The sequence below is a fragment of the Paenibacillus sp. FSL K6-1230 genome (assembly GCF_038002385.1).
GTDB lineage: Bacteria > Bacillota > Bacilli > Paenibacillales > Paenibacillaceae > Paenibacillus > Paenibacillus massiliensis.
Genome location: NZ_JBBOCK010000001.1, coordinates 928,043 through 948,115, shown reverse-complemented (window position 1 = coordinate 948,115; position 20,073 = coordinate 928,043). Strand labels below are relative to the sequence as shown.

Below are 20,073 nucleotides of genomic sequence, written 5' to 3'. Positions count from 1 at the left end.
TTGTCTGGTTACATCCGTTACAACGGCAGCAGAGCGACCTGCTGCTGACTGCTCAGCTGTTCCACCATGCGTAGCCATTCCTCTGGCTTATTCGGCAAGACGGCATAATAGCGGGTCAGAAAATCAACAATCAGACTAGCTGACAGCTCCGACTGCTCCTCATCGCCTGGCATGAAGCAGAGGTCAAGACCTCCTACCGCTTCTCCATCTCCCTGCCAGGAGGGATGAACATATGGGAAGTCCAGGCGCTTGTAACCGAGATGGGACAGCACCTCACGACGCACATAAGGGTTCATTGGCTTGACGCCGCCAAATCCATGATCCTCACTCAAGTACGGATTGTAGATTTCTGCGAACATGCCGAACAGCTCCTTCCCCTGTGCAGCAGCCAGCGCTTCCAGATCACGCTGACGGTTACGAGCCAGGAAGCGCCCGATCCCCAGACCCTCGCGACCTATGATTGTAAAATCAGTCATGGCGACATTCCAATCCTCATAGTAGCGATACTCTGTCGCACCGACTACGGCTCCCTCATGAACAGCCACGAATACACGGATGCCCGGGTCCTCCAGCGGTTCCTTCCACAGATCGAAGTCCAGAACCTCCTCTGGTGGGAAAATCTCCTGCATCAGCTTATGCATCTGTGCAAATAGCGGGTCTTGAATTGATGTAATACGCGTATACTCCATAGCTTCGTATACCTCCCTGACAAATTAGCATTTCTTCTATTCTAATTGCACTCCATTACACGTTATATCTCGTAGTCCCTTATACGCTGCGTTACAAACTTCCCAGTATGTTCCTATGCCGAGTAGGTTGATATTAGCTGCCCTTGAAGGGATTGCGCCACTCCATTAATGCAGCATAATTACAGGACTCTTCGTCGTCGAGATAATCCGTCGCTACGCCGACCGGCACCCGACCACAGCGCAGCAGGAATGAGATGACCTGATCGTGCAGCTGACCCTCCACGACTTGTTCAATATACTGCTCTGGTGTCAGCCGTTCAGCCACCTTGTGATAGCCCGGCATACGTCCAGCTCCCAACACCCGGTCAAGGCCCTGCTCAATGACCAAATGATACATCGCTTGCATCATCCATTGAGCCAGGCCCCATTTCCGGTATTTGGGACGTACGCAGAGATCCACAATATATAGCGTATTTCCATCAGGCTGGTGATTGCGGATATATCCGTCGTCCGTCACTTCCGCCCAATTATGGGATACGGGGTGCTCCGGGTCCCAGGTCATGCGAAGCGAGGTCATTGAGCCTGCCAGCTCTCCGTCCACCTCCACGCAGATGGCGCCTTCAGGGTAATGGGCCAGATGACTGCTTAGCTGCTCCCGACTCCACAGAAGCTCCTCTGGATAAGGCGGGGGAAAGCTCTCCGCCTGGATGCGGATCAGCTCTGCAAAATCCGAGGCCCTATAATTGCGAATAACCGTCTTGGCAGGTGAACGCTCCGGCTCCGGGGATTTCAGATATACTTCTTTATGATACAAAGCCACGGTGTCTTCCCTCCTGTCCTGTTATTCAGATTACTAGAGTTTCTGTAGTTTCTGTAGTTGCTGTAGTTGCTGTAGTTGCTGTAGTTGCTGTAGTTGCTGCAATTGCAGACTAGCTCCAATCCGTGTACAAATCCGTCCGACGATCACGCCAGGTTGTCACGGAACCCCGCTCACGCACCTCGTACAGCAGATCAAGATCTAGATCAGCCGTCACGATCATATCATTATTGATCTCGCCCTCTACCAGAATGCCTCGTGGCGGGAAAGGAACATCATTGGGCGTAATGACAACAGCCTGCCCATAATTCGCACGCATAAAGTCTACGGTAGGCAATGCCCCGACCGTACCTGTCAGCACAACATACAGCTGATTCTCCACAGCACGTGCGTGGCTTGTGTACCGAACACGATAGAATCCGTGGCGGTCATCTGTGCAGGACGGACAGAAGATGATATCGGCTCCCTTGGCCTTCGCCATCCGCACGATCTCCGGGAACTCAATATCATAGCAGGTCAGCATGGCTACGGTTCCCTTCTCCGTCTCGAATACCTCCAGCCCATCACCAGGTGCCATATTCCATTCCGTTACTTCCGTTGGCGTAATATGGAGCTTGGCTTGGCGGGCGATGCGCCCATCAGGATAGAACATGTGGGCCGTATTGTATAGCTTGCCCTCCTTGCGAATCACATGTGTTCCACCAATGATATGCATGTTGTATTTGGCAGCCAGGGATTGGAATAGTGCCTCGTACGGCTCGGTGAAATCAGGCAAATCTTCAATCGTCAGTGCCTTTCCTTCATGATCCCCAATCGACATTAACTGTGTCGTGAAGAATTCAGGGAACAGCACGAACTCCGTGCCGAATTCATCGGCAGTCCGTATATAATGCTCAGCTTGAGCGGCAAATTGTTCGAATGAGCTAATCGTCTGCAGTTGATACTGCACAGCGGATACCCGCAGTTTCATGGGCACACCTCCAGAATTTGTAGTACTGCATATCATTGCTATTGTAACAACCAGATGCACATATGGCTACATCACCCAACAAGTTCAGTCTGGGCTGCACCCAGAATCAGGTCCGTCTGAAGGCGATTGACGCTGATTAACCTATTTACATGTACATCTCCATACAACCTTAATTGAAACTGTTCTGTCTCGTGGAAAAATACTGGCGCTTCAGAGGATTGTTCGGATGGTGGCCGCAAGCTATAATTTAGGATGATGACAAATTACACCAGCTATACATAACACTTAGTTATAGTGACCTTTACACGGTCTTTGTAGGGATTTAGGGATTTAAGGATTTAAGGATCTAAAGATCTAGGGATTTAAAGGGCTTTATAGAAGCATTAGCATGTAGTTTTCAAGGCATATATGAAGGAGACCCACATCCATGGATATACGAAACATTGAACAACTTATTGATCACGAGCATCACGCCTGGGAGGAGCTAATTGCTCTATTCCGTAATGGAAGCAACACCTATCAGGTGTTGCCTGCAGATTCTGAAGCAGCGAAAAGCACTCTTATGGGATTACAGGTCAGTACCAGGTCCTATCTCGGAGCCGTAGCCTACGAGACAGGCGGCATTCTTATTGATGAGGGCTGGATTCGGCTGCTCGGCTCAGGAGCAAATGGGATATTTGGTAGTCTCATCTCATGGAACGGCTTGAGTAGCTCCAGTGGCCGAGATGACTCGAAGGTATTAAGAGGGGAGACCCCAGATGCCGACGCGGGTGACACTCGCGCGCTCAGTCCCTCTACAAATATCCCCGTGCTGTCAGGCATGATGGTAGTCGCTTATGATGCAGCAGGAGGCTTCTTCGCCTTCAATACAGGGCGATTTGGCTCAGACGGCCACATCTATTATTGGGCCCCGGACTGCCTCGAATGGGAATCGACAGAGTTGACCTATTCCGAATTCATTACCTGGCTGGCAGAGGGGGATTTGAGTCTCTTCTACAAGACATTCCGCTGGAACGGATGGGTAGAGGATACGAAGCAGCTCCAGCCTGAACAGATTCATTCCTATTATCCTCCGCTCTGGTCTCAAGAGGGGGGTAGCGATACAAGCCGTATATCCCCCACTCCTGTACTGGAAGCATGGAAGGCCGCCATCGACGCCACAGTAAATCAATGAGTTACTAGATGAATTTGTAACGAGAATAAACGAGAAAGAAAGAGAAAAAAAGTGAAAGAAAGGTGATTCCCATGTGCAGATATGCCATGTATGGGCCCTACAAAGACATCTATGCCTGCTTTGCCTGCAGGAAAGTGTATAAGCAGACCTCCAGTGGGGAGATGGCCGCAGGGACATATGAGCAGCTCACGCATCCTTGCCCACAATGCAGCACTCCTATGAAACATATGGGGCACGACTTTCATGCACCGAAGCAGACAGATGTTCGACAATGGCGCAAGGTCGAGCGTCTCTATGAACATGGCTATGCTTATCATTCCTGTGGATGTGGAGGACCCGGTCCAAGGCCCGCCCGCCTGCAGGACGTGGACACCTTCCTCAAGGAGCGCCGTACATTTGGGAGCGAGGGTGAAGCATTGCTCAGTCGCTGGAGCGAATACCCTGACCAGCAGAAAATCTGAAAATCTCACTACCACGACAACAAGCTGAACAAACCCTGCAAGGACAGGGAATGCTCAGCTTGTTTGTGTTTGACTCTGTCATATTTAAGCTGCTCTACGTATCATTTCACCTAGCTTCTGCTGTTGATCCTGTACCTGCTGAAAGCTTATAGATTCTATTATCTTCAAAATGGATAGACCAGTGGCAGCGCAAAGATCAGCACAACGCCCATAATGATCTGTAACGGCAGTCCGACCTTGAGATAATCACTGAATCTGTAGCGGCCAACGGACATGACCAGCGCATTGGGCGGCGTCGAGAATGGAGAAGCAAAGCACATGCTTGCCGCAATCGACACCGCGAACAAGAACGGATACGGACTGGTCCCAAGCTGTGCCGATGCACTCAATGCGATGGGAGCCAGCAGCACGGCACAGGCTGTGTTGCTGATAAACATCGTCATGATCGAGGTTGTAATATAAATCCCCGCCAGTAGCGCGAGCGGTCCGTAGCTACCCAGTATCGTAACCAGTTGTCCCGACATCAGCTCAGCAGCACCTGTCTTCTCTATGGCCGTGGACATGGGGATCATTCCTGCGATCAGCACAATGCTCTCCCAGTTAATCGTTCGATAGGCTTCCTCCATACTGCGCACACAGCCCAGTGCGACCATGAGCACGGCTGCCAGCATGACGGCGGCAACGGCGGGTATCCATTGCGTAATCAGAAGAATGACCAGCAACAGGAGAATCCCCGCAGCAATCGGCGCCTTGCGGTCCATCGTCAGCTGCCGCGACTCCTCCTTCGGTCGACCAACTACGATGACCTCCGAAGCCGTAGAAGCCAGCAAGCCAATATCCGCCCAGCTTCCCTGCACGAGCAGCGCGTCCCCGAAGCGCATCTTCTCTTCCTTCACGTCATGAAGGAGATATTGATCCTTACGCTGGATGCCGAGCACGTTCAGGCGATATTTCTCCCGGAAGCCTGACTCCTTGACCAGTCGTCCGATCAGACGTGACTTCGGCGTAAGCATGACCTCTGCCAACCCCATATCGCTGGTGACATAAGGCTCTGCGCGTTGTAGCGAGGGATCGTCCGTTACAGGCTGTGCATCCGGGAATATCAGATTGTATTCTGCTGCAAAGGCCTCTGCATGCTCACGTGGCCCGTATACATACAATAGGTCCCCGGTCTGAATCACGCTATCCGGGCCCCCAACCTCCTGATTAATCGTCTTGAAGATCTGATTCTTCGTAGATATTTTACGGCGAATCTCAATGATATTCAGTTCGAAGCGGCTAGAAATTCCAAGCTCCAGCAGGGTTCGATTCACTAGCCCTGAATCTGAGCCGACCTGTATGCGGAACAGCTTGTTATGTAATTGATACTCCTGCTCCAGCTCGCTGGCAGAGCGCCTGCCGCGCTTGGAAGAGGAATTCCCCTCGCCTCGTGGCAAGAAGCGTCGCAGGAACAGCATACCCACGATCCCGGTTACCACGCAGATCAATCCTGTTGGCGTAAAGGAGAAGAAGCTCAGACTGCCGTAGCCAGCCTTCTCCAGCGTCTCTTGAATGACCAGATTCGGAGGCGTACCAATGGATGTCAGCATCCCTCCAAGACTACTCGCAAAAGCCAGAGGCATCAGCAGCCTGCCCGGTGAGATCTGGGCGCTGAGCGCCATACTAACCACAATTGGCATCATAACTGCTACGGTACCCGTATTGCTGACAAATGCTCCAATGACTGCTGTTACCAGCATAATCATAATAAGCAATGACGTCTCATGATTGCCGGCCAGCTGCATCAGCTTCCGGCTTGCCAGCTTCGCGAGACCTGTCTGGAAGATTCCTCCCCCGACGACGAAGAGGCCAATCATCATAATGACGACAGAATTGGAGAAGCCCACCAGTCCCTCCGCCGGGGTCAGAACCCCCGTCAGCATCAGCACCAGCAGCGCACCGATCGCCACCAAATCCGAACGCAGCTTCCCCGAGATGAAAAGCACGGAAGCTATCACTAGGGTAAAGAGCGTAATTAACATAGGACCATTCACAATATCACTCCTGCTACGGGCTGCAGAGCTCAGCCCTCGTTATCATCGTAGACCTGATACCGTCATAGCCCTACACTACAGTAAAAGCAGAGAACATCGACTTCAGTATGACGATAGATTATGGGTAGGACACAAAATAGCTGAATAGAGTCCAAGGCAAGCATACTCAGTCGTTGCAGTCATTACAGTCATTGCAGTCGGTGAACACATTATCCCTTGGATACGAAGAACATAATCTATGTAGAAAAAAGCTCCGCTTTGAGGCGCCATGCATAGTTCAGACATACTGGTTCATACATACTGGTTCATACATGTTCAGGGTTACTTGTTCAGACTTCTTATTCAAGCAGCGTTGTTCAGGCATACTGTATACAGTATAGCATGGTAGATGAGCCGTCTGTCCGCGACAAAGCTCTCATTTTGGCGAAAATCACAACAGATATGAGCTACTACAGTGACATCTCACGACCATGAATACGGAGATAGGCTTCCTTACTTTCATAATCCGGCATAATACTGCCCACCTTTCTCCAGAAGGAACGATCATGATTCATATGCAGAATATGACACAGCTCATGCACAATGACATAATCAATCACCTCTGGCGGTGCCATAATAAGCCGATAATTAAAGGTTAATTTCTTATCCCAGCTGCAGCTCCCCCACTTGGTCTGTGATTCTACGATATCAATGGATTTGGGCTTGACCTTGAGCTTCTGCTGATATGCCACAATACGCTCCTGGATGACTTTTTTGCAAGCCGCAAAATAGAACCGCTTGAGCTCAGCCCTCCGTTGCTCCTCGTTCAGTCCCTCTACACCTATAAGCTCGTGCAGAGCCTGCTCCCGGCCCAGATACATGAATCTCGCATCCGCTTCGTACTCTCTGGCCTGCGGCCCCTCCAGTCGCTGAGCAAGCAGCTTGGACTGACGTACAATGGCATCACCACGCTCCCGTACCCACTGCTCCAGCATCTCATGACTTGTATGGCGCGGGGCTTTAATCGTAAGCATATACGGAAGGTCAAGGGTAACGGTGAGCTTGCTGCCCTTGGTGTATTGGACATGACAATGAATGACATGACCATCAATTTCAACATTCATAGGCTTCTCCTCTGGACTGTATTTATCATTCATCGAGCCTGAATCTGCTCTGTCTCCATCGCGTGAATGCATTGCTGCATGAAGCGCTCAGCGGCCACAGCAAGCTCCCTTGATTCCGATTGCACAAAGCCAATCTGCATCTTCGGCTGTTCCGTGACATTTAGCTCAATCAGCTTCAATTGGCCTAACTTCCACAATGGATGGTGGTAGAACGAGAAATCATGACCGATGGTGGCTGCAATATTGCCACTCAGCACCGTGGTGATGGCTTCCGCATTGTTCGTGTTAAATAAGATCGATAAAGGTCCGTGCTGGTATGTGAACTCCTCCACGAAATCCTCGATGAAGCCGTCCCGATACAAGGCAAGCGGATAAGCTTTCAGCTGCGCTGGACTAATACGCTTAAGCTTCGCCAGCTCCGATTGATGATGGACACACACCACTAGACGGGTCGCATGCAGCGGACGAAAATGTAATCCCCCGAGGCTTCTCAGATCTTTGTCATAGATCACGATAAATCCGAGATGGGTCCTGTTACTACGAATGTCCCGAATGATCTCCATGGAACCCTTTTCTTCAATGGATATACTGAGCAAGGGATGCTCCTGCTTCATCTGTGCAACGGTGCGGACCAGATGTGGCATGACACTTGGAAAAGCAGCAACGCTGAGCTCCCCAGTCATCAGATCCGGGTCTGTATACATCAATCTCAATTCATCCATCTGCTGCAGGATGTCCAGTGCCTTCGCGATGAAAGCCTTGCCCGCCGGGGTAGGCACAGTGCCGCTTCGTGAGCGCTCGAACAACGTCATGTGTAGCTCCTGCTCCAGCCGTTGAATGGACTGACTGATGGCAGACTGCGTCACATGAAGATGGGCTGAGGCGGCAGACAACGATTGCGCTTTAGCAACCTCCACAACGTACTTCAACTGCTCCAGGTTCACCTTCATCCCCCCCATTCATGAGTATTTTCCATTAATTTAATTAATACTAACATTAATAAGCATAATTATAAATGATATAAGTAAAGGGCTATAATGATATTAGTTCATCATTTATTCATATTTCTTCATATTTTCGACGAAAAAGGAGAGATTGTTCATATGAAAGCAGCTGTATGGTATGGCAAGCATGATGTAAGAGTAGAGGAACGCAATATTCCTGAAGCCGGCCCTCGGCAGGTCCAGATTCAAGTAGAATTCGCAGGCATTTGCGGAAGTGACCTGCACGCCTATCACCACGGTGTTGGCATTCAGGAGGGTAGTGAGCATCCGCTGTCCAAGCAGAAGGCTCCGTTGACGCTGGGACATGAATTTTCAGGCACGGTCAGCGCATTAGGTGAAGGTGTAAGTGGGATCAGCATAGGGGATCGCGTCGTGGTGGAGCCGTTATACCACTGTGGACAATGCGAATACTGTATTCAGGGAAAATACAATCAGTGCAGTCAGTTTGGCTTCGTCGGGCTGAATGGAGATGGCGGTTTTGCCAAATTCGTGGTTGTCGAGGATTACATGGTGCATCGTCTGCCTGAGCAGGTATCCTATGAGGAAGCAGCACTGGTAGAACCGACAGCTGTAGCATTCCACGCTGTACGTCACAGCAAGCTGAAGGTAGGACAAAAGGTGGCTGTGTATGGTGCAGGCCCGATCGGTCTACTGACGGTTCTGGCTGCGAAGGCGGCAGGTGCAGCGGAGATCTATGCCGTGGATGTATTCCAGGAGCGTCTTGACCTAGCGGCTCAATTGGGAGCCATTCCTGTGAACAGCGCGAATGTGAATGCTACAGAGGTCATTACCAGTCGTTCCGGAGGCATTGATGTAGCCTTTGAGGCAGCGGGTGTACAGCCTACGCTCAATAGTGCAGTATCTGTCGTTAAGAAAGGCGGCGAGGTCGTCGTCGTGGCAGCCATTCCTGAACCGCTGCAGCTGAACTTCTTCGAGTTGCTGGTGAAGGAAGCGAATGTGACGTCCACGCTGGCCTACCGCCACATCTTCCCTGAGGTGCTCTCATTGATCGCAAGCGGTGCATTGAATGTCAAACCGATCATCACCAAGAAAATCAAGCTCGATGACATCGTAGAGGAAGGGCTTGAGCTGCTGATGAAGGACAAGCGGCATGCCAAGATTCTTGTACAGATCGGTTCATAACCGTACCAGTACCAAATCAAATGTGAGCGTAGAGCGCTGCAAGCGGGGAGCCCTGTCGACCACGGTTAAGCTTGCTGTTCTTTGGAACGAAGATAGCAACCGATGAACAGCAAGCTTAAAGGCGGACACTTTGTTTCTCTAGGGCTTCCCCGCTCTCCGCTTAGAGCTATGCCCACCAGATGATTCAACATGGAGCCAGATTCGTGAGAGCTCTAGCTACTCATTTACAAGTCTACGCTTTAAGAGTAGCTCTGTTAACTCACTGAATATAGTGATTCTATCAGTACACAGAAGCCCTCTCAACCACTTCACGTGGTTAGGAGGGCTTCTGCTGTGTCCTAAAATGTTGTGTTCAAAGGGGCGCTTTAGAAGGCATGAGTCCCTGAGATTTTACTGTGATCAGGCTTCTGCCAACCCGCGTCCAGCAAACTCGTACCCTGTAGTGTCGCATCCTGTGGCCCCATATCCTGCGCATCCTGTTCTGCTTCAGGTGCCACTGAATTCGCCTCGACGACCGTAATGACCGCCTTAGCCAGCATTTCGGTTCCCTCCACTTCACCCGTGACCTCAAATGTACCCGGTGCCGCATACTGTGCAGCATCCATTTCTCCCCACACGACATTCAGCCATGTCGTCGAGCCGTCACCATAAGTTGCTTCGATGACACTTGGCAGCTCTGGCTTGATTCCTACCTGCGTCGTTACCTGCACTTCCTGCAAAACCATCGTATTCGTGATGGCCTGCTGCAGCGTAGTCGCATCAGCCAGCGCCTGAATCTCTGTAGCATTCAGTGCACGGCTGTATACGCGGAAATCATCCACTAGCCCGTTGAAATAAGGATCAGGATACTGTGACTTCCCGATGTAATTATTCTTCGTCTGACCTAGACGCTGTGGCGTCAATGTCATATTGGTGTTGCGACCTACCTCCTGTCCGTCCACATAGAGAATACCTGTCGAGCCTTGCAGCGTGACTGCCACATGCTTCCATACTCCCGTAGGCAGCGCAGGGCCGCTGATCGTCTGCTCTTGTCCCGGCCCATTCCCCTGAACGGTGATAGCGAAGAGCATTCGATTACCTGCTTTAGGTGTCAGGAACATATATTCATTCGTACCCGACCCGAAGTCAAATACTCGCATATAATCGCTGAGAGTATTCGCCTTGACCCAACTGGAGACGGTCAATTGCTCGGCGCGACTCACCATACCAGCCGGAAGCTGTACATAACTATCCGTACCATTCAGGCTGACGGCCCTGCCTGCGATCCCCTGTGTCCGTGCCACCGCTCCGCGAATGGCAGCATCATTCCCACTGCCAGAGGAATCTACGACAGCAGCCCCGCCGCTCTCATTGAACTTATACAACGCCAGCTGCTCTGGCAGCGGAGCCGCTGCCTCTACGATGACGGTAACCGTGTCCTCCGCCGTCAGCAGTGAATCACTGGCTGTCAGCTTGAAGCGATAGGTTCCCGGCTCAGATACCGTCACCTTCGTGCGGAGCGAGCTTGATCTGTTGAAGGTAACCGTAGCATCCTGCGGCCCTTCCGCCAGACTCCATTCAGTCGTCACTTCTCCTTCCGGCAGTCCATCGTCAGTCACGGTTCCTTTCAGCGCCACTGGATCAGGCTGCTTCACCGTAGCATCCTCACCGGCATCAACAACAGGTGGCTGATTCGGATCAGGTGTAGTCGGGGTCAGCTCGACCGTATAGCTCGTAGCCGATCCGATCTCCAGAGCAAGTCTGTTAACGGGGGCATAAGCGTTAAACTTACCGCGCACTTCCCCATTTACCTCGATCAGATAGGTTCCCTTCTGCAGGCCTTCAAAGGTGACGTAAGTCGTATGCGCCTGACCTGGTGTCTGATTCTTCAGTTCAAACCACACGTAATCCTTCGCTGTCGAGAGCTTCGCTTCTGTAAATTGATCCTTGGATAGCTCCATGTACAGCTTTTCGGTAATCAGATTGATTCGTTTGTACAGTCCATCCAAAGGCTCGATGGTATAGATATTATCATTCTTGCTCACCTCTGCCCCGTAACCTGTAAGGCCAAAGATCGGGTCTACGGCAACGTCCGCGCTTAACGTATGAAGCGCTCCGAACAGACCCAGGTCTGCCTCGCCGCTCATACCGCGCCAGCCATTGAACAGCGGTACATTGCGGCCACCACCGGTACCGTTCGTACCATAGTTGCCCTTTTCAGCCTGATATGTCCAAGCTACGGCACCGATATTCTCAGGATCTGCACTGATCTGTCCTGAATTGATGGCACCTACATTCGCAATCTTGGCAGCATAGGACATACGCTGCTGAACCTCACGATCCTCGTTCTCATGATACCGAATCCAGTCGTCCATTGCGTACCCCGCTAGCGCGGTTGTGTACTGGAAGTTGAACCAGTTCTCTCCGGTGATCGTAACGGGATCAGCATAGTAGTACCATATAGGCATATGACCACGTGACGCTCGGGTCTTGGCATTGATTTTACCCATCATATCGAGTGCCTTGCTCTCTTCTTCCCCTGCAGCCTTCTTCATCTTGGCCAGCGTATACACAGCTTCTTCGCCGGTGTTGTCATAGCTGTATTCGGAGCCGTAAGGATATTTGGTATTCTTGAAATTGTTGAACTTGCGGTCCATCTTCTCTACGATATCGTCCGCCTCGTCATCCAGCCCCTCATTACGCAGCGCCTGGATTATGTCCGGGGTCGTCAGCTCGCCCATCAGGCCTGTGTTCCAATTGTAGGCGACAGGCCCTTCATACAGAGCTTTGAAGATATTATAGGCTCTAAGCAGGTAAGTCTCCGGTGGATGCTCATAATCGATCATCTCCGGGTATTCCTTGGCAATCTTGTACATGCTGAAGTACGTATTGTAGACATGAGGATATGCGTATCCCCGGTATGTCGGTGTCGTATTCGGCTCTGGCATCAGGAAATCATGAATCAGGTAGTCCTCATGATGCCCATTCATCAGATTCGTCCAGATGGCTGTCTCCAGATAGTCGTCAACGGCCTGGATTTCCCGCGCTACGGGAGCCAGTACATTTTTCTCCGCCAGAAACTGTCCGTGGGTCAGCCCCCAGTCATCGCCCCAGCCCCAATAGCCATTGAAGACGTTGCGCTTGGACTTGGTATGCATCATCCAGTCGTCGAATACCTTGTCACGCAGGTCTCCAGGCACATTCCATTGTGTCTTGTCGACCATGAAGGTCGAATGCCGCTGCAGGGCCTGATCAATCGGCTCAATCCCGTAGAACTGCAATACACTGCGCTGTCCGTTCCCATACTGGACGGTAATATTATTCGGACCCAGCTGCGCAAAATGCAGCTCATAGATGTGATGTCCGCCCGGCTTGGTCTCCAGCAGCGGAACGACATTCCCCTGCGCATCCGTTACCTGCTGAATGGACTGCTGCGTGCGCAGATCCACCTTGGCCTTCTGATTCGTAGGTACAATCATCCCTGGTACGACCGTTACATCCAGCAGACTCTCCTCATAGAGCGTGTTCTTCATATCCTGCTCATCGTCTACCGCTATGAACTTGAAGCCGTAATTCCGGCTCGCGCCGGGCTGCAGTATCAGGCTTGTATTCGGCAGATAGCCACGGTTCGTGGACTTGATGACGTTGGAGTGAATATAGAACACATTCAGCCCCTCAATCCATTTGCCCTCGTTAGCCGGATTCCATGCCCATTTGCTGCCCGGATGCTCTTCATCCCGCCAGCGGTCCTGATATTCGAAGCCCGCACCTGTGGAAGCATCAGGAATCAGCAGCAGGAACGGACCCACGCCGCTAGGACGTCCTGCCGTGATATAAGAGCTATTGTTGCCTACAAAGGAATGCGTCACTACTCTTGTCTCATAGATCGCATCCCCATACGTCCACTGCTCATTGAATGGGAGTGGCAGACCGAAATCTCCGATCTCAAGCACTTTACCACTCGTATTCTTCACCTCTATGTTCCATAGCACCGAACCATCTGATTCTGCCGTATAGGTCTCGATGACTTTGAAGTTGCGGATGCCTTCAGGCCGACTTGAGTTCTCGTACGTAACAGTGACCTTGTTGCCACTCTTCGTGATCGTACGGGCATCGGCTGACTGATTCGTCCAGGCCTTGGTCCAGCTTCCCCCATCCAGTCTGTACGTGAACATCAGCTCACCCAGCCATTGATGATCCGCTGTGTTCTGCTCCGGAGTCACGACAGCATTCATCACATACTCTGTGGGAAAGGTGTCCCCATTAATGCGCAGGGATGAGATTTCCCCGTGTTGCCCCGTCTGAATCGTTAGCTCGCCCGTCGACAGCTCATGTGCCGCAGCCGTCTGCTGCCACCATATTGAAGCTGTAGTGAGCAGCAACAGAGTCGCCAGAAATGCTTTGATCTTCATCGACACGGCCCCCTTCTGGAACCGGAGTTCCTGGTTTGCTTGCCAATCTCCTGAAGTCTCATCATGTCGCCGCAACCTCCTTTTCCTGGAAATGTAAGCGTTACAAAATCATTGTACAAAGCATATCGTCCCGCTGAAATAAACAGGATCAACCGATATTTGTAGAATTCCAACCTTTCATGGAGATTACATGTCGCAAGTTGAACTAAAAAACGCAAGCTCTGTCCGGCCAGCGGAGAGCTTGCGCAGCTTATAAGACTCGTTGTGTACAGCCAATGCTTCTCAATACTAAATACTAAGCTTCCCTTCTGCTTAATAGCTCCTGCTGAATCACACACTCATTACGCTCGAACCTCTTATACCAGAGCATCGGCAAAGTCCCAAGCAAGAAGATCACGAACGGCAGCCAAATAAAGCTGAACTGAATGCCTGACAATGCTGTAGGTGTCTGCACGCTTCCCGCAATATATCCAGTCTGCGCCATCACCCATGCGGGCAGCAATCCACCGATGCCACTACCTGCCTTTATACAAAATGCACTGCCGATCGAAGTCAGGAAGCCACTGGCCCGAATGCCATTCTTCCACTCGCCATAATCTACCGTATCTGACAGCATAGCGAATGGCATGGAGCAAGCAAAGCCTGATCCAAGTGCACCGATAATCCAGCCTACAATAATCATCGTCAGGCTCGTATCCCCAACAAGAATCACGACCTGCCCCAACGAGGCCAGCACCAATCCGATCACCATAATCATGTACTTGCCCATACGACGGGCAAATAGCGGAATCAGCACCATGGAGATGAGCTGCAGCGAGGTCAAAGCATTGATTAAGGGCACCAGATCCTTGCTGTTCAGGTTGTATTGCAAATAATAGATCAGCGTCGCTGAACGAATATTGAGTCCGATCCAATAGCAGAGATTGGCGGTGACAACGAGCATCCAGGGCCAATTGCGCTTGATGGCCGCAAAGCTCTTGGCAATTGGTATGGACTGTCGCTTGACTATCGTATGCTCACGCAGATAAGCAAACGCCGTAATGAACATCAGGACAGCCAGCACACCGAACAACGACAGCGTAAGTGTGAAGCCCCTCTGATCATTCCCCTGACCGAGAAAGCCGACCAGTGGCAAAGTAAAGGTCGTAGCAACGAAGAAGCCTACATTTCCACCCACCATTCGGTAGGAGTTCAGCACAACGCGTTCATTGGAATCCGTGCTCAGATTCGGCAGAATCGAGGTAATCGGAGTACTGATCCCTGTGTACAAAATACCCGCTATGATATAGGTGGCTGCAGCATAGGCTATTTTGGCTGAATCGCTCCAGTCTGGTGTCGTAAAGGTGAGCACCATGAACACCGCAAATGGAATAGACAGCCAGAGAAAATACGGCCTGCTCTGGCCATATTTCGATGTCGTCCGGTCAATCAGAATTCCCCAGATTGGAGCATCAATCGCATCCAGCAAGCGGGTAATGAACAGCAGCGTACCCGCAATGCCGATGGATAAGCCAAACACATCTGTATAAAAGTACAACAGGTAGCTCGAAATGACGCAATATAGCAAGTTGCCAGCCGTATCTGTTAGCGAGTAGCTGATTTTGCGATGAAATGGCACCTTTCCGGTAGGAATCTCGGTTGCTGGCGATGGGCCCACAATTTTAGTGCTCATAGTTCATAGCTCCCTTTCTCATCAGTCAATCATCCATAATCACGGCAGGCTTAATTAGCCTTCATAGATCCATACACGCATTTCACCCGGAGTTCGATTACACCAAGCGTAATAAGGAATAGCCGTGATCCGCTGTGGGACCTTCGCAAGCGGCTCCGCACTGTATAGGTCCGAGGGTCCTGTCAGTCGGTATCCCTCTGCACTCAGCTTCACGATCCCGCCGAGCAGTTCTTCTTCGAACCTCTCGTGAATCGGACTATCCTGCGGCAAGCGGAGAGAACCGAGATTTTCCCCGTTATCCACTTCCTCCAGGCAATACACGACTGGACCACGCTGTAGCGCTACCTGCTGCTGATTCATGGAGACAAGAGAATGACTGCGCATACGCTCAGCGGGCATCGCCAGATGCAGGGTAACCTCATCACCATCGCTCCAGGTACGCTGAATGAGAAGGTAGCCTTTGTCCAGTGCCTGTACAGGGATCTTCTCACCGTTCACCTGCACTTCGGCCTGCCTACACCAGCCCGGTATCCGTAGTGCCCAAGTAAATTCAGTTGGGTTAGCCGTACGCACCGTAAGCTGAATATTTGCGTTCCATGGATAGTGATGCGTTTGTACGATTTCAACCTCCTGCCCGGAGAGAGTCAGATTCGCCCTGCCAGCTATATACAAGTGTGTGTACAATGTATCCTCCGTCTGGGTGTACACATGGTCCTCGACAGAAGCGATCATGCGTGCCAGATTCGGCGGGCAGCAAGCACAGAAGAACCATTTCTGCCGCTCTGGCTTCACATGCTCCTGATCTGCCCGCGAGGCTTGATATGGATTCACCTCTAACGGATTCACGTAGAAAAAGCGCTTGCCGTCCAGATCCATACCGCTGATTGTCCCGTTATATAGTGCACGCTCCAGCACATCCACATACTTACGATCAGGAGCCATACGCAGCATTCGGTTAGCCCAGAAGACCAATCCCACAGAAGCACAGGTCTCACAGTACATGCTGTCATTGGGTAGATCGTATTTGGAGGTGAAGGCTTCACCGTTGACGGCTGATCCTACCCCGCCCGTGATGTACATTTTGTGATTCGTCACATCCTCCCAAAGAGCGTCACACGCCTGCAGCAGAGAAGCGTCCTTAGTTACTGCTGCCAAATCTGCCATCGCCGTGTACAGATACATCGCTCTGACTGCATGGCCTACAGCCTCCTTCTGCTCGCGAACGGGACGATGAGCTTGCTGATACTCGAAGCCAAGGCCGAAATTGATGCGGTTATCATCATTCCAGGTCGACGCTGTCTGAATCCCCTTCCTCCGTTGCAGCTCCTCCACGAAATAGACCGGGTCCTGCCCCCGCTGCTCAATGAAATATTGTGCCAGCTCAAGGTAAGACGACTTACCTGTCACGTTATATAGCTTGATCAAGGCAAGCTCAATCTCCTCGTGTCCCGGATAGCCCCTGAGCTGTCCATCACCTGTACCGAAGGTCTGCTGAATGAGGCTTACGTACTTCTCCATAATGTGCAACAGCTTCGTCTTGCCTGTTGTCTCATAGTAGGCGACCGCTGCCTCCAGAAAGTGCCCTGCACAATAAAGCTCATGATTATCCCGCAGATTCGTCCAGCGATTGTCCGGTTCCTTCAGCATATAGTACGTATTCAGATATCCGTCCTCAGCCTGTGCCCTGCCGAGCAGCTCTATGATCTCGTCGGCCTGCCGCTCCAGCTCCGGGTTCGGATGATCGCGCAAGCTGAAGGCCACCGTCTCCAGCCATTTAGCGAGATCGCTATCCTGAAAGACTGTCCCGTAATACTCTCCAGTAGACTCCCCAGCAGCTATTCTGAAGTTCTCGATCGCATGACTGGGTTCGGTGTCTGGTAGTTCATCATTCAAGGCTTTCCACTGATACGGGATCACCTCCTCCGCTACGACCTGCTTATATTTCTTCCAGAAGGCATCCTCTACCGTGACTTGTTTGACTGGCTTGGCGACTTGCATGATTTCCACATCCTTTTTCAAAAATATAACGCTTTCATTTTTAGGTAATTCACGCTAAAGTAATGAGCATGGTTCAAGTGTAGCAACCCTACGCTCAAAACAACATCGCCAGCCTCAACTAAAACATATACAATTCCACACTTCTTACACGGACTGAATGCAAGGGCTTGTCCAGGTCTAGACGGTTAGTTCAACTCATATATACGGCTATCCATATGTTCTTCGGAAGACAGTGTGATTTCGCATACAGGATTCCGCATATTAGAGAAAGGAGCTGAAGCATATATGAGCGACACGGACTTTCTCTCCTTCCTTGTGCCTCCGTTGCCCTATTTTATCGAGGGGAATCTCACAACATACCAGGAAGGGGATCGACATCCGAATCGGTATAATCTGGGATATTTTGACGTCATTATCGTCAAAGAAGGGAAGCTGCACCTTGGAGAGGAAGGTCGCTCATGGCTGCTGGGTGAACATGATGCACTTATTCTGGAGCCGGATAAGCATCACTTTCCGATGGAGGCATGTACGACACGGACCTCCTTCTACTGGTTCCATTTTCAGACCAATAGTACGTGGCTGGCCCAACCTTCTCCTCATCTGATCGCACCGAGCTCTCCTATGCCAGAGCTGCATTTTCATTCGGAGCATACGACCATTCATCTGCCGAAATTCCAGCAAGTGCACAATGCGCAGGAGCTCTTTATCAAGCTGGACTACCTATTAGCTTCAACATTGCAGCCAAGGAAGCTGGCCCTGTGGGAGACACAACAGACCTTTGTGAACATTTTCCGCACTCTGGAATATGATCAGAACCATACCAGTAGCTCTGCACGGCTTGCCGAGAAGATCGAAATGTATCTGAAGCAGCACTATCAGAAGCCAATCACGAATCATGATCTGGAGGCTCACTTTCACCTACATCAGAACTATCTGGCTCGCTGTATGAAGCTGACCTTCCAGTGTACGCCACTTGAGTATCTCATGGGGTATCGGCTGGAGCAGGCACGTAATCTGCTGCTACAGACGGATTGGTCGATCCAGCAAATCACGGAGGAGGTCGGATTTACACAAGCCAGCTATTTCTCCAGATGCTTCAAGGATAAATTCGGCATGTCCCCGAAGCACTATCGTCAGCAATACTGGCGACCAGAACGAACGTGAGCTCAGCTACGGCACTATTTAATCTAGTATTTTATAAACCGTGTCACCAGCTTTAATAGATCTATCAACCGGATGTAGTTCACTAGTGTTACATTCTTAAGCAACATATTTGTATTCCTTACTCTTTGGATTCCATCTCTTAGCAGCAGCGTTACCCCGGATACCTGTACATACAGAAATAGCCGACAAGCACTTCGTCTTGTCGGCCACGTTTGGTCCCGTTATGTAGACACCATCTATTTCAAGATCCGCACCATCGCGTTCACCATTCCAGTGTGCGAGCTCTCATGCGTATTGCACAGGTGGAACAGATCTCCTACAGTCACAGCACTCGCAAAATTATCCTTCTGGGCAACCGACTCCTCCAGCACAGGCTCAAACGTCTCACGAAGCCGGGCAGGCTGATCCTTGAGCAATTGAATTAAGTCATCCCACGCTGGTGGCTCTTCTGTCCAATCAGCTGGCTTAGTTCCCGGACCGAAAAATCTAGCGAAGTGCTCTGGCAGTGTAATGGCTCTTCCAGAGAAGCGATGAATAAGCCCATCTGTCACGGTAATGACATGACCAAGTTGCCAATGTACATTATTATTGAAGCCTGCCGGGACCACCCCTCGCTTGTCCGCTGGTAGGGATTCCAGGTGCTTTAGCAAGCCCTGACGAGTTCTATTCATTAGTTGAAATGCAAATTGATCCGACATCATATCGCCTCCTATGAATTCATAAAGCGTTAATTGGCTGTTTCCTGCATATCGCAAAGCCAAATTCACATAAATCTATTATCCTATCTCGGGGCTACTCTTTCAAATACACCTTTTGCGATCGGAATTATAGTCACTCTCCGCTTGCGCTGGTCATATTATCAGAAGTTCCCTTGTTATGAAGTAAATGCATCGACACGATCCGGGACCTCTTATATAATATCAAATGGGTATATATACTCATGATATTAAATGGTTAATTTTATATAATTATGAATTTTATACTTTTAATATATATATAATTATCGATCACTGTACATTATACATTCATTTATACACCAGATAGGAGGCCATTGAATGGAAGATAGCACTCAAGCTCATGTTAGAAAAGAACCCTACCGTTATGTCATGAATCAGCCTTTACCTTGTCTAATCACGCTTCCACAGAATAGCACAAGACCAGACTCAACCCTGTCCGCAGAAGGCATACTAGTAGATCTTAGTCTTGCAGGCTGCAAAATACGCACCTCGCTGAAGCTTCGTCCCTCCGCAGGTGCCTCCGATGTCATGGTCCAATACCAGTTAAATCAACGAGAGCTCTCCTTCACCGGGCGCGTTCGATGGGGATGGATATTCGGCGTGGATCAGTATCAATATGGACTTCGTTTGGAGTTGAACGAGGATGAACGAGCACTCCTACGCAAAGAGTTAGAGCAGTGGGCTGGCGGCACTCCGGTTAAAGCATTGTGATATCAA

General features: G+C 50.6%; 15 protein-coding genes. 5 read left to right on the top strand and 10 right to left on the bottom strand.

All coding sequences use genetic code 11. The features are described from left to right. Positions 1-17 precede the first annotated feature (17 nt). The 3 genes from MKX74_RS04150 to MKX74_RS04140 all read right to left on the bottom strand — a co-directional run bounded on the left by MKX74_RS04150 (position 18) and on the right by MKX74_RS04140 (position 2,476). Positions 18-689, bottom strand: coding sequence for a hypothetical protein (locus MKX74_RS04150; RefSeq protein ID WP_018885262.1), 672 nt, complete (start codon positions 687-689; stop codon positions 18-20). 133 nt (positions 690-822) lie between these two features. After that, entirely contained in the window at positions 823-1,503 is a 681-nt protein-coding gene (locus tag MKX74_RS04145; RefSeq protein WP_026281147.1) for a GNAT family N-acetyltransferase, read from the bottom strand. A gap of 115 nt (positions 1,504-1,618) precedes the next feature. After that, positions 1,619-2,476, bottom strand: coding sequence for a carbon-nitrogen hydrolase family protein (locus tag MKX74_RS04140; RefSeq protein ID WP_025681197.1), 858 nt, complete (start codon positions 2,474-2,476; stop codon positions 1,619-1,621). Positions 2,477-2,903: 427 nt separating this feature from the next. Between MKX74_RS04140 and MKX74_RS04135 the strand changes: the two genes are divergently transcribed. Together MKX74_RS04135 and MKX74_RS04130 are read left to right on the top strand one after the other, a co-directional pair. Further along, on the top strand, positions 2,904-3,650 hold the full coding sequence (locus MKX74_RS04135) for a DUF2625 family protein (protein ID WP_341177591.1): 747 nt from the start codon (positions 2,904-2,906) through the stop codon (positions 3,648-3,650). Positions 3,651-3,721: 71 nt separating this feature from the next. Continuing rightward, positions 3,722-4,111, top strand: a complete 390-nt coding sequence (locus MKX74_RS04130; RefSeq protein ID WP_018885266.1) for a hypothetical protein — start codon at positions 3,722-3,724, stop codon at positions 4,109-4,111. 164 nt (positions 4,112-4,275) lie between these two features. Here the strand turns inward: MKX74_RS04130 and MKX74_RS04125 are convergent, their stop codons facing one another. From MKX74_RS04125 to MKX74_RS04115, 3 genes are all read right to left on the bottom strand, one after another. Beyond that, a complete protein-coding gene (locus MKX74_RS04125; RefSeq protein ID WP_018885267.1) occupies positions 4,276-6,144 on the bottom strand; it encodes an SLC13 family permease in 1,869 nt (622 codons plus the stop codon). Between the two features lie 449 nt (positions 6,145-6,593). Then, the gene (locus MKX74_RS04120; RefSeq protein ID WP_026281148.1) at positions 6,594-7,247 is read right to left on the bottom strand and encodes a M48 family metallopeptidase; all 654 of its coding nucleotides are present in this window, start codon (positions 7,245-7,247) and stop codon (positions 6,594-6,596) included. Between the two features lie 29 nt (positions 7,248-7,276). After that, positions 7,277-8,197, bottom strand: coding sequence for a LysR family transcriptional regulator (locus tag MKX74_RS04115; RefSeq protein WP_407667790.1), 921 nt, complete (start codon positions 8,195-8,197; stop codon positions 7,277-7,279). A gap of 153 nt (positions 8,198-8,350) precedes the next feature. On the opposite strand from MKX74_RS04115, the gene MKX74_RS04110 reads away from it, so the two are divergent. Further along, positions 8,351-9,394 (top strand): 2,3-butanediol dehydrogenase, encoded by a 1,044-nt coding sequence (locus tag MKX74_RS04110; RefSeq protein WP_018885270.1) that lies wholly within the window; start codon positions 8,351-8,353, stop codon positions 9,392-9,394. Positions 9,395-9,759: 365 nt separating this feature from the next. On the opposite strand, the gene MKX74_RS04105 is transcribed toward MKX74_RS04110, so the two are convergent. From MKX74_RS04105 to MKX74_RS04095, 3 genes are all read right to left on the bottom strand, one after another. Further along, on the bottom strand, positions 9,760-13,785 hold the full coding sequence (locus MKX74_RS04105) for a DUF5695 domain-containing protein (RefSeq protein WP_018885271.1): 4,026 nt from the start codon (positions 13,783-13,785) through the stop codon (positions 9,760-9,762). 295 nt (positions 13,786-14,080) lie between these two features. After that, positions 14,081-15,457, bottom strand: a complete 1,377-nt coding sequence (locus MKX74_RS04100) for an MFS transporter (protein ID WP_341177590.1) — start codon at positions 15,455-15,457, stop codon at positions 14,081-14,083. Positions 15,458-15,511: 54 nt separating this feature from the next. After that, complete coding sequence (locus MKX74_RS04095; RefSeq protein WP_341177589.1) at positions 15,512-17,455, bottom strand: glycoside hydrolase family 127 protein; 1,944 nt, start codon at positions 17,453-17,455, stop codon at positions 15,512-15,514. A 285-nt stretch (positions 17,456-17,740) separates the two neighbouring features. Here MKX74_RS04095 and MKX74_RS04090 point away from each other — a divergent pair, with 285 nt between their 5' ends. Beyond that, complete coding sequence (locus tag MKX74_RS04090; protein WP_341177588.1) at positions 17,741-18,619, top strand: helix-turn-helix transcriptional regulator; 879 nt, start codon at positions 17,741-17,743, stop codon at positions 18,617-18,619. A 236-nt stretch (positions 18,620-18,855) separates the two neighbouring features. On the opposite strand, the gene MKX74_RS04085 is transcribed toward MKX74_RS04090, so the two are convergent. Further along, positions 18,856-19,317, bottom strand: a complete 462-nt coding sequence (locus tag MKX74_RS04085; protein WP_018885275.1) for a DinB family protein — start codon at positions 19,315-19,317, stop codon at positions 18,856-18,858. Positions 19,318-19,674: 357 nt separating this feature from the next. On the opposite strand from MKX74_RS04085, the gene MKX74_RS04080 reads away from it, so the two are divergent. Continuing rightward, the gene (locus MKX74_RS04080) at positions 19,675-20,067 is read left to right on the top strand and encodes a PilZ domain-containing protein (protein WP_341177587.1); all 393 of its coding nucleotides are present in this window, start codon (positions 19,675-19,677) and stop codon (positions 20,065-20,067) included. Positions 20,068-20,073 lie beyond the last annotated feature (6 nt).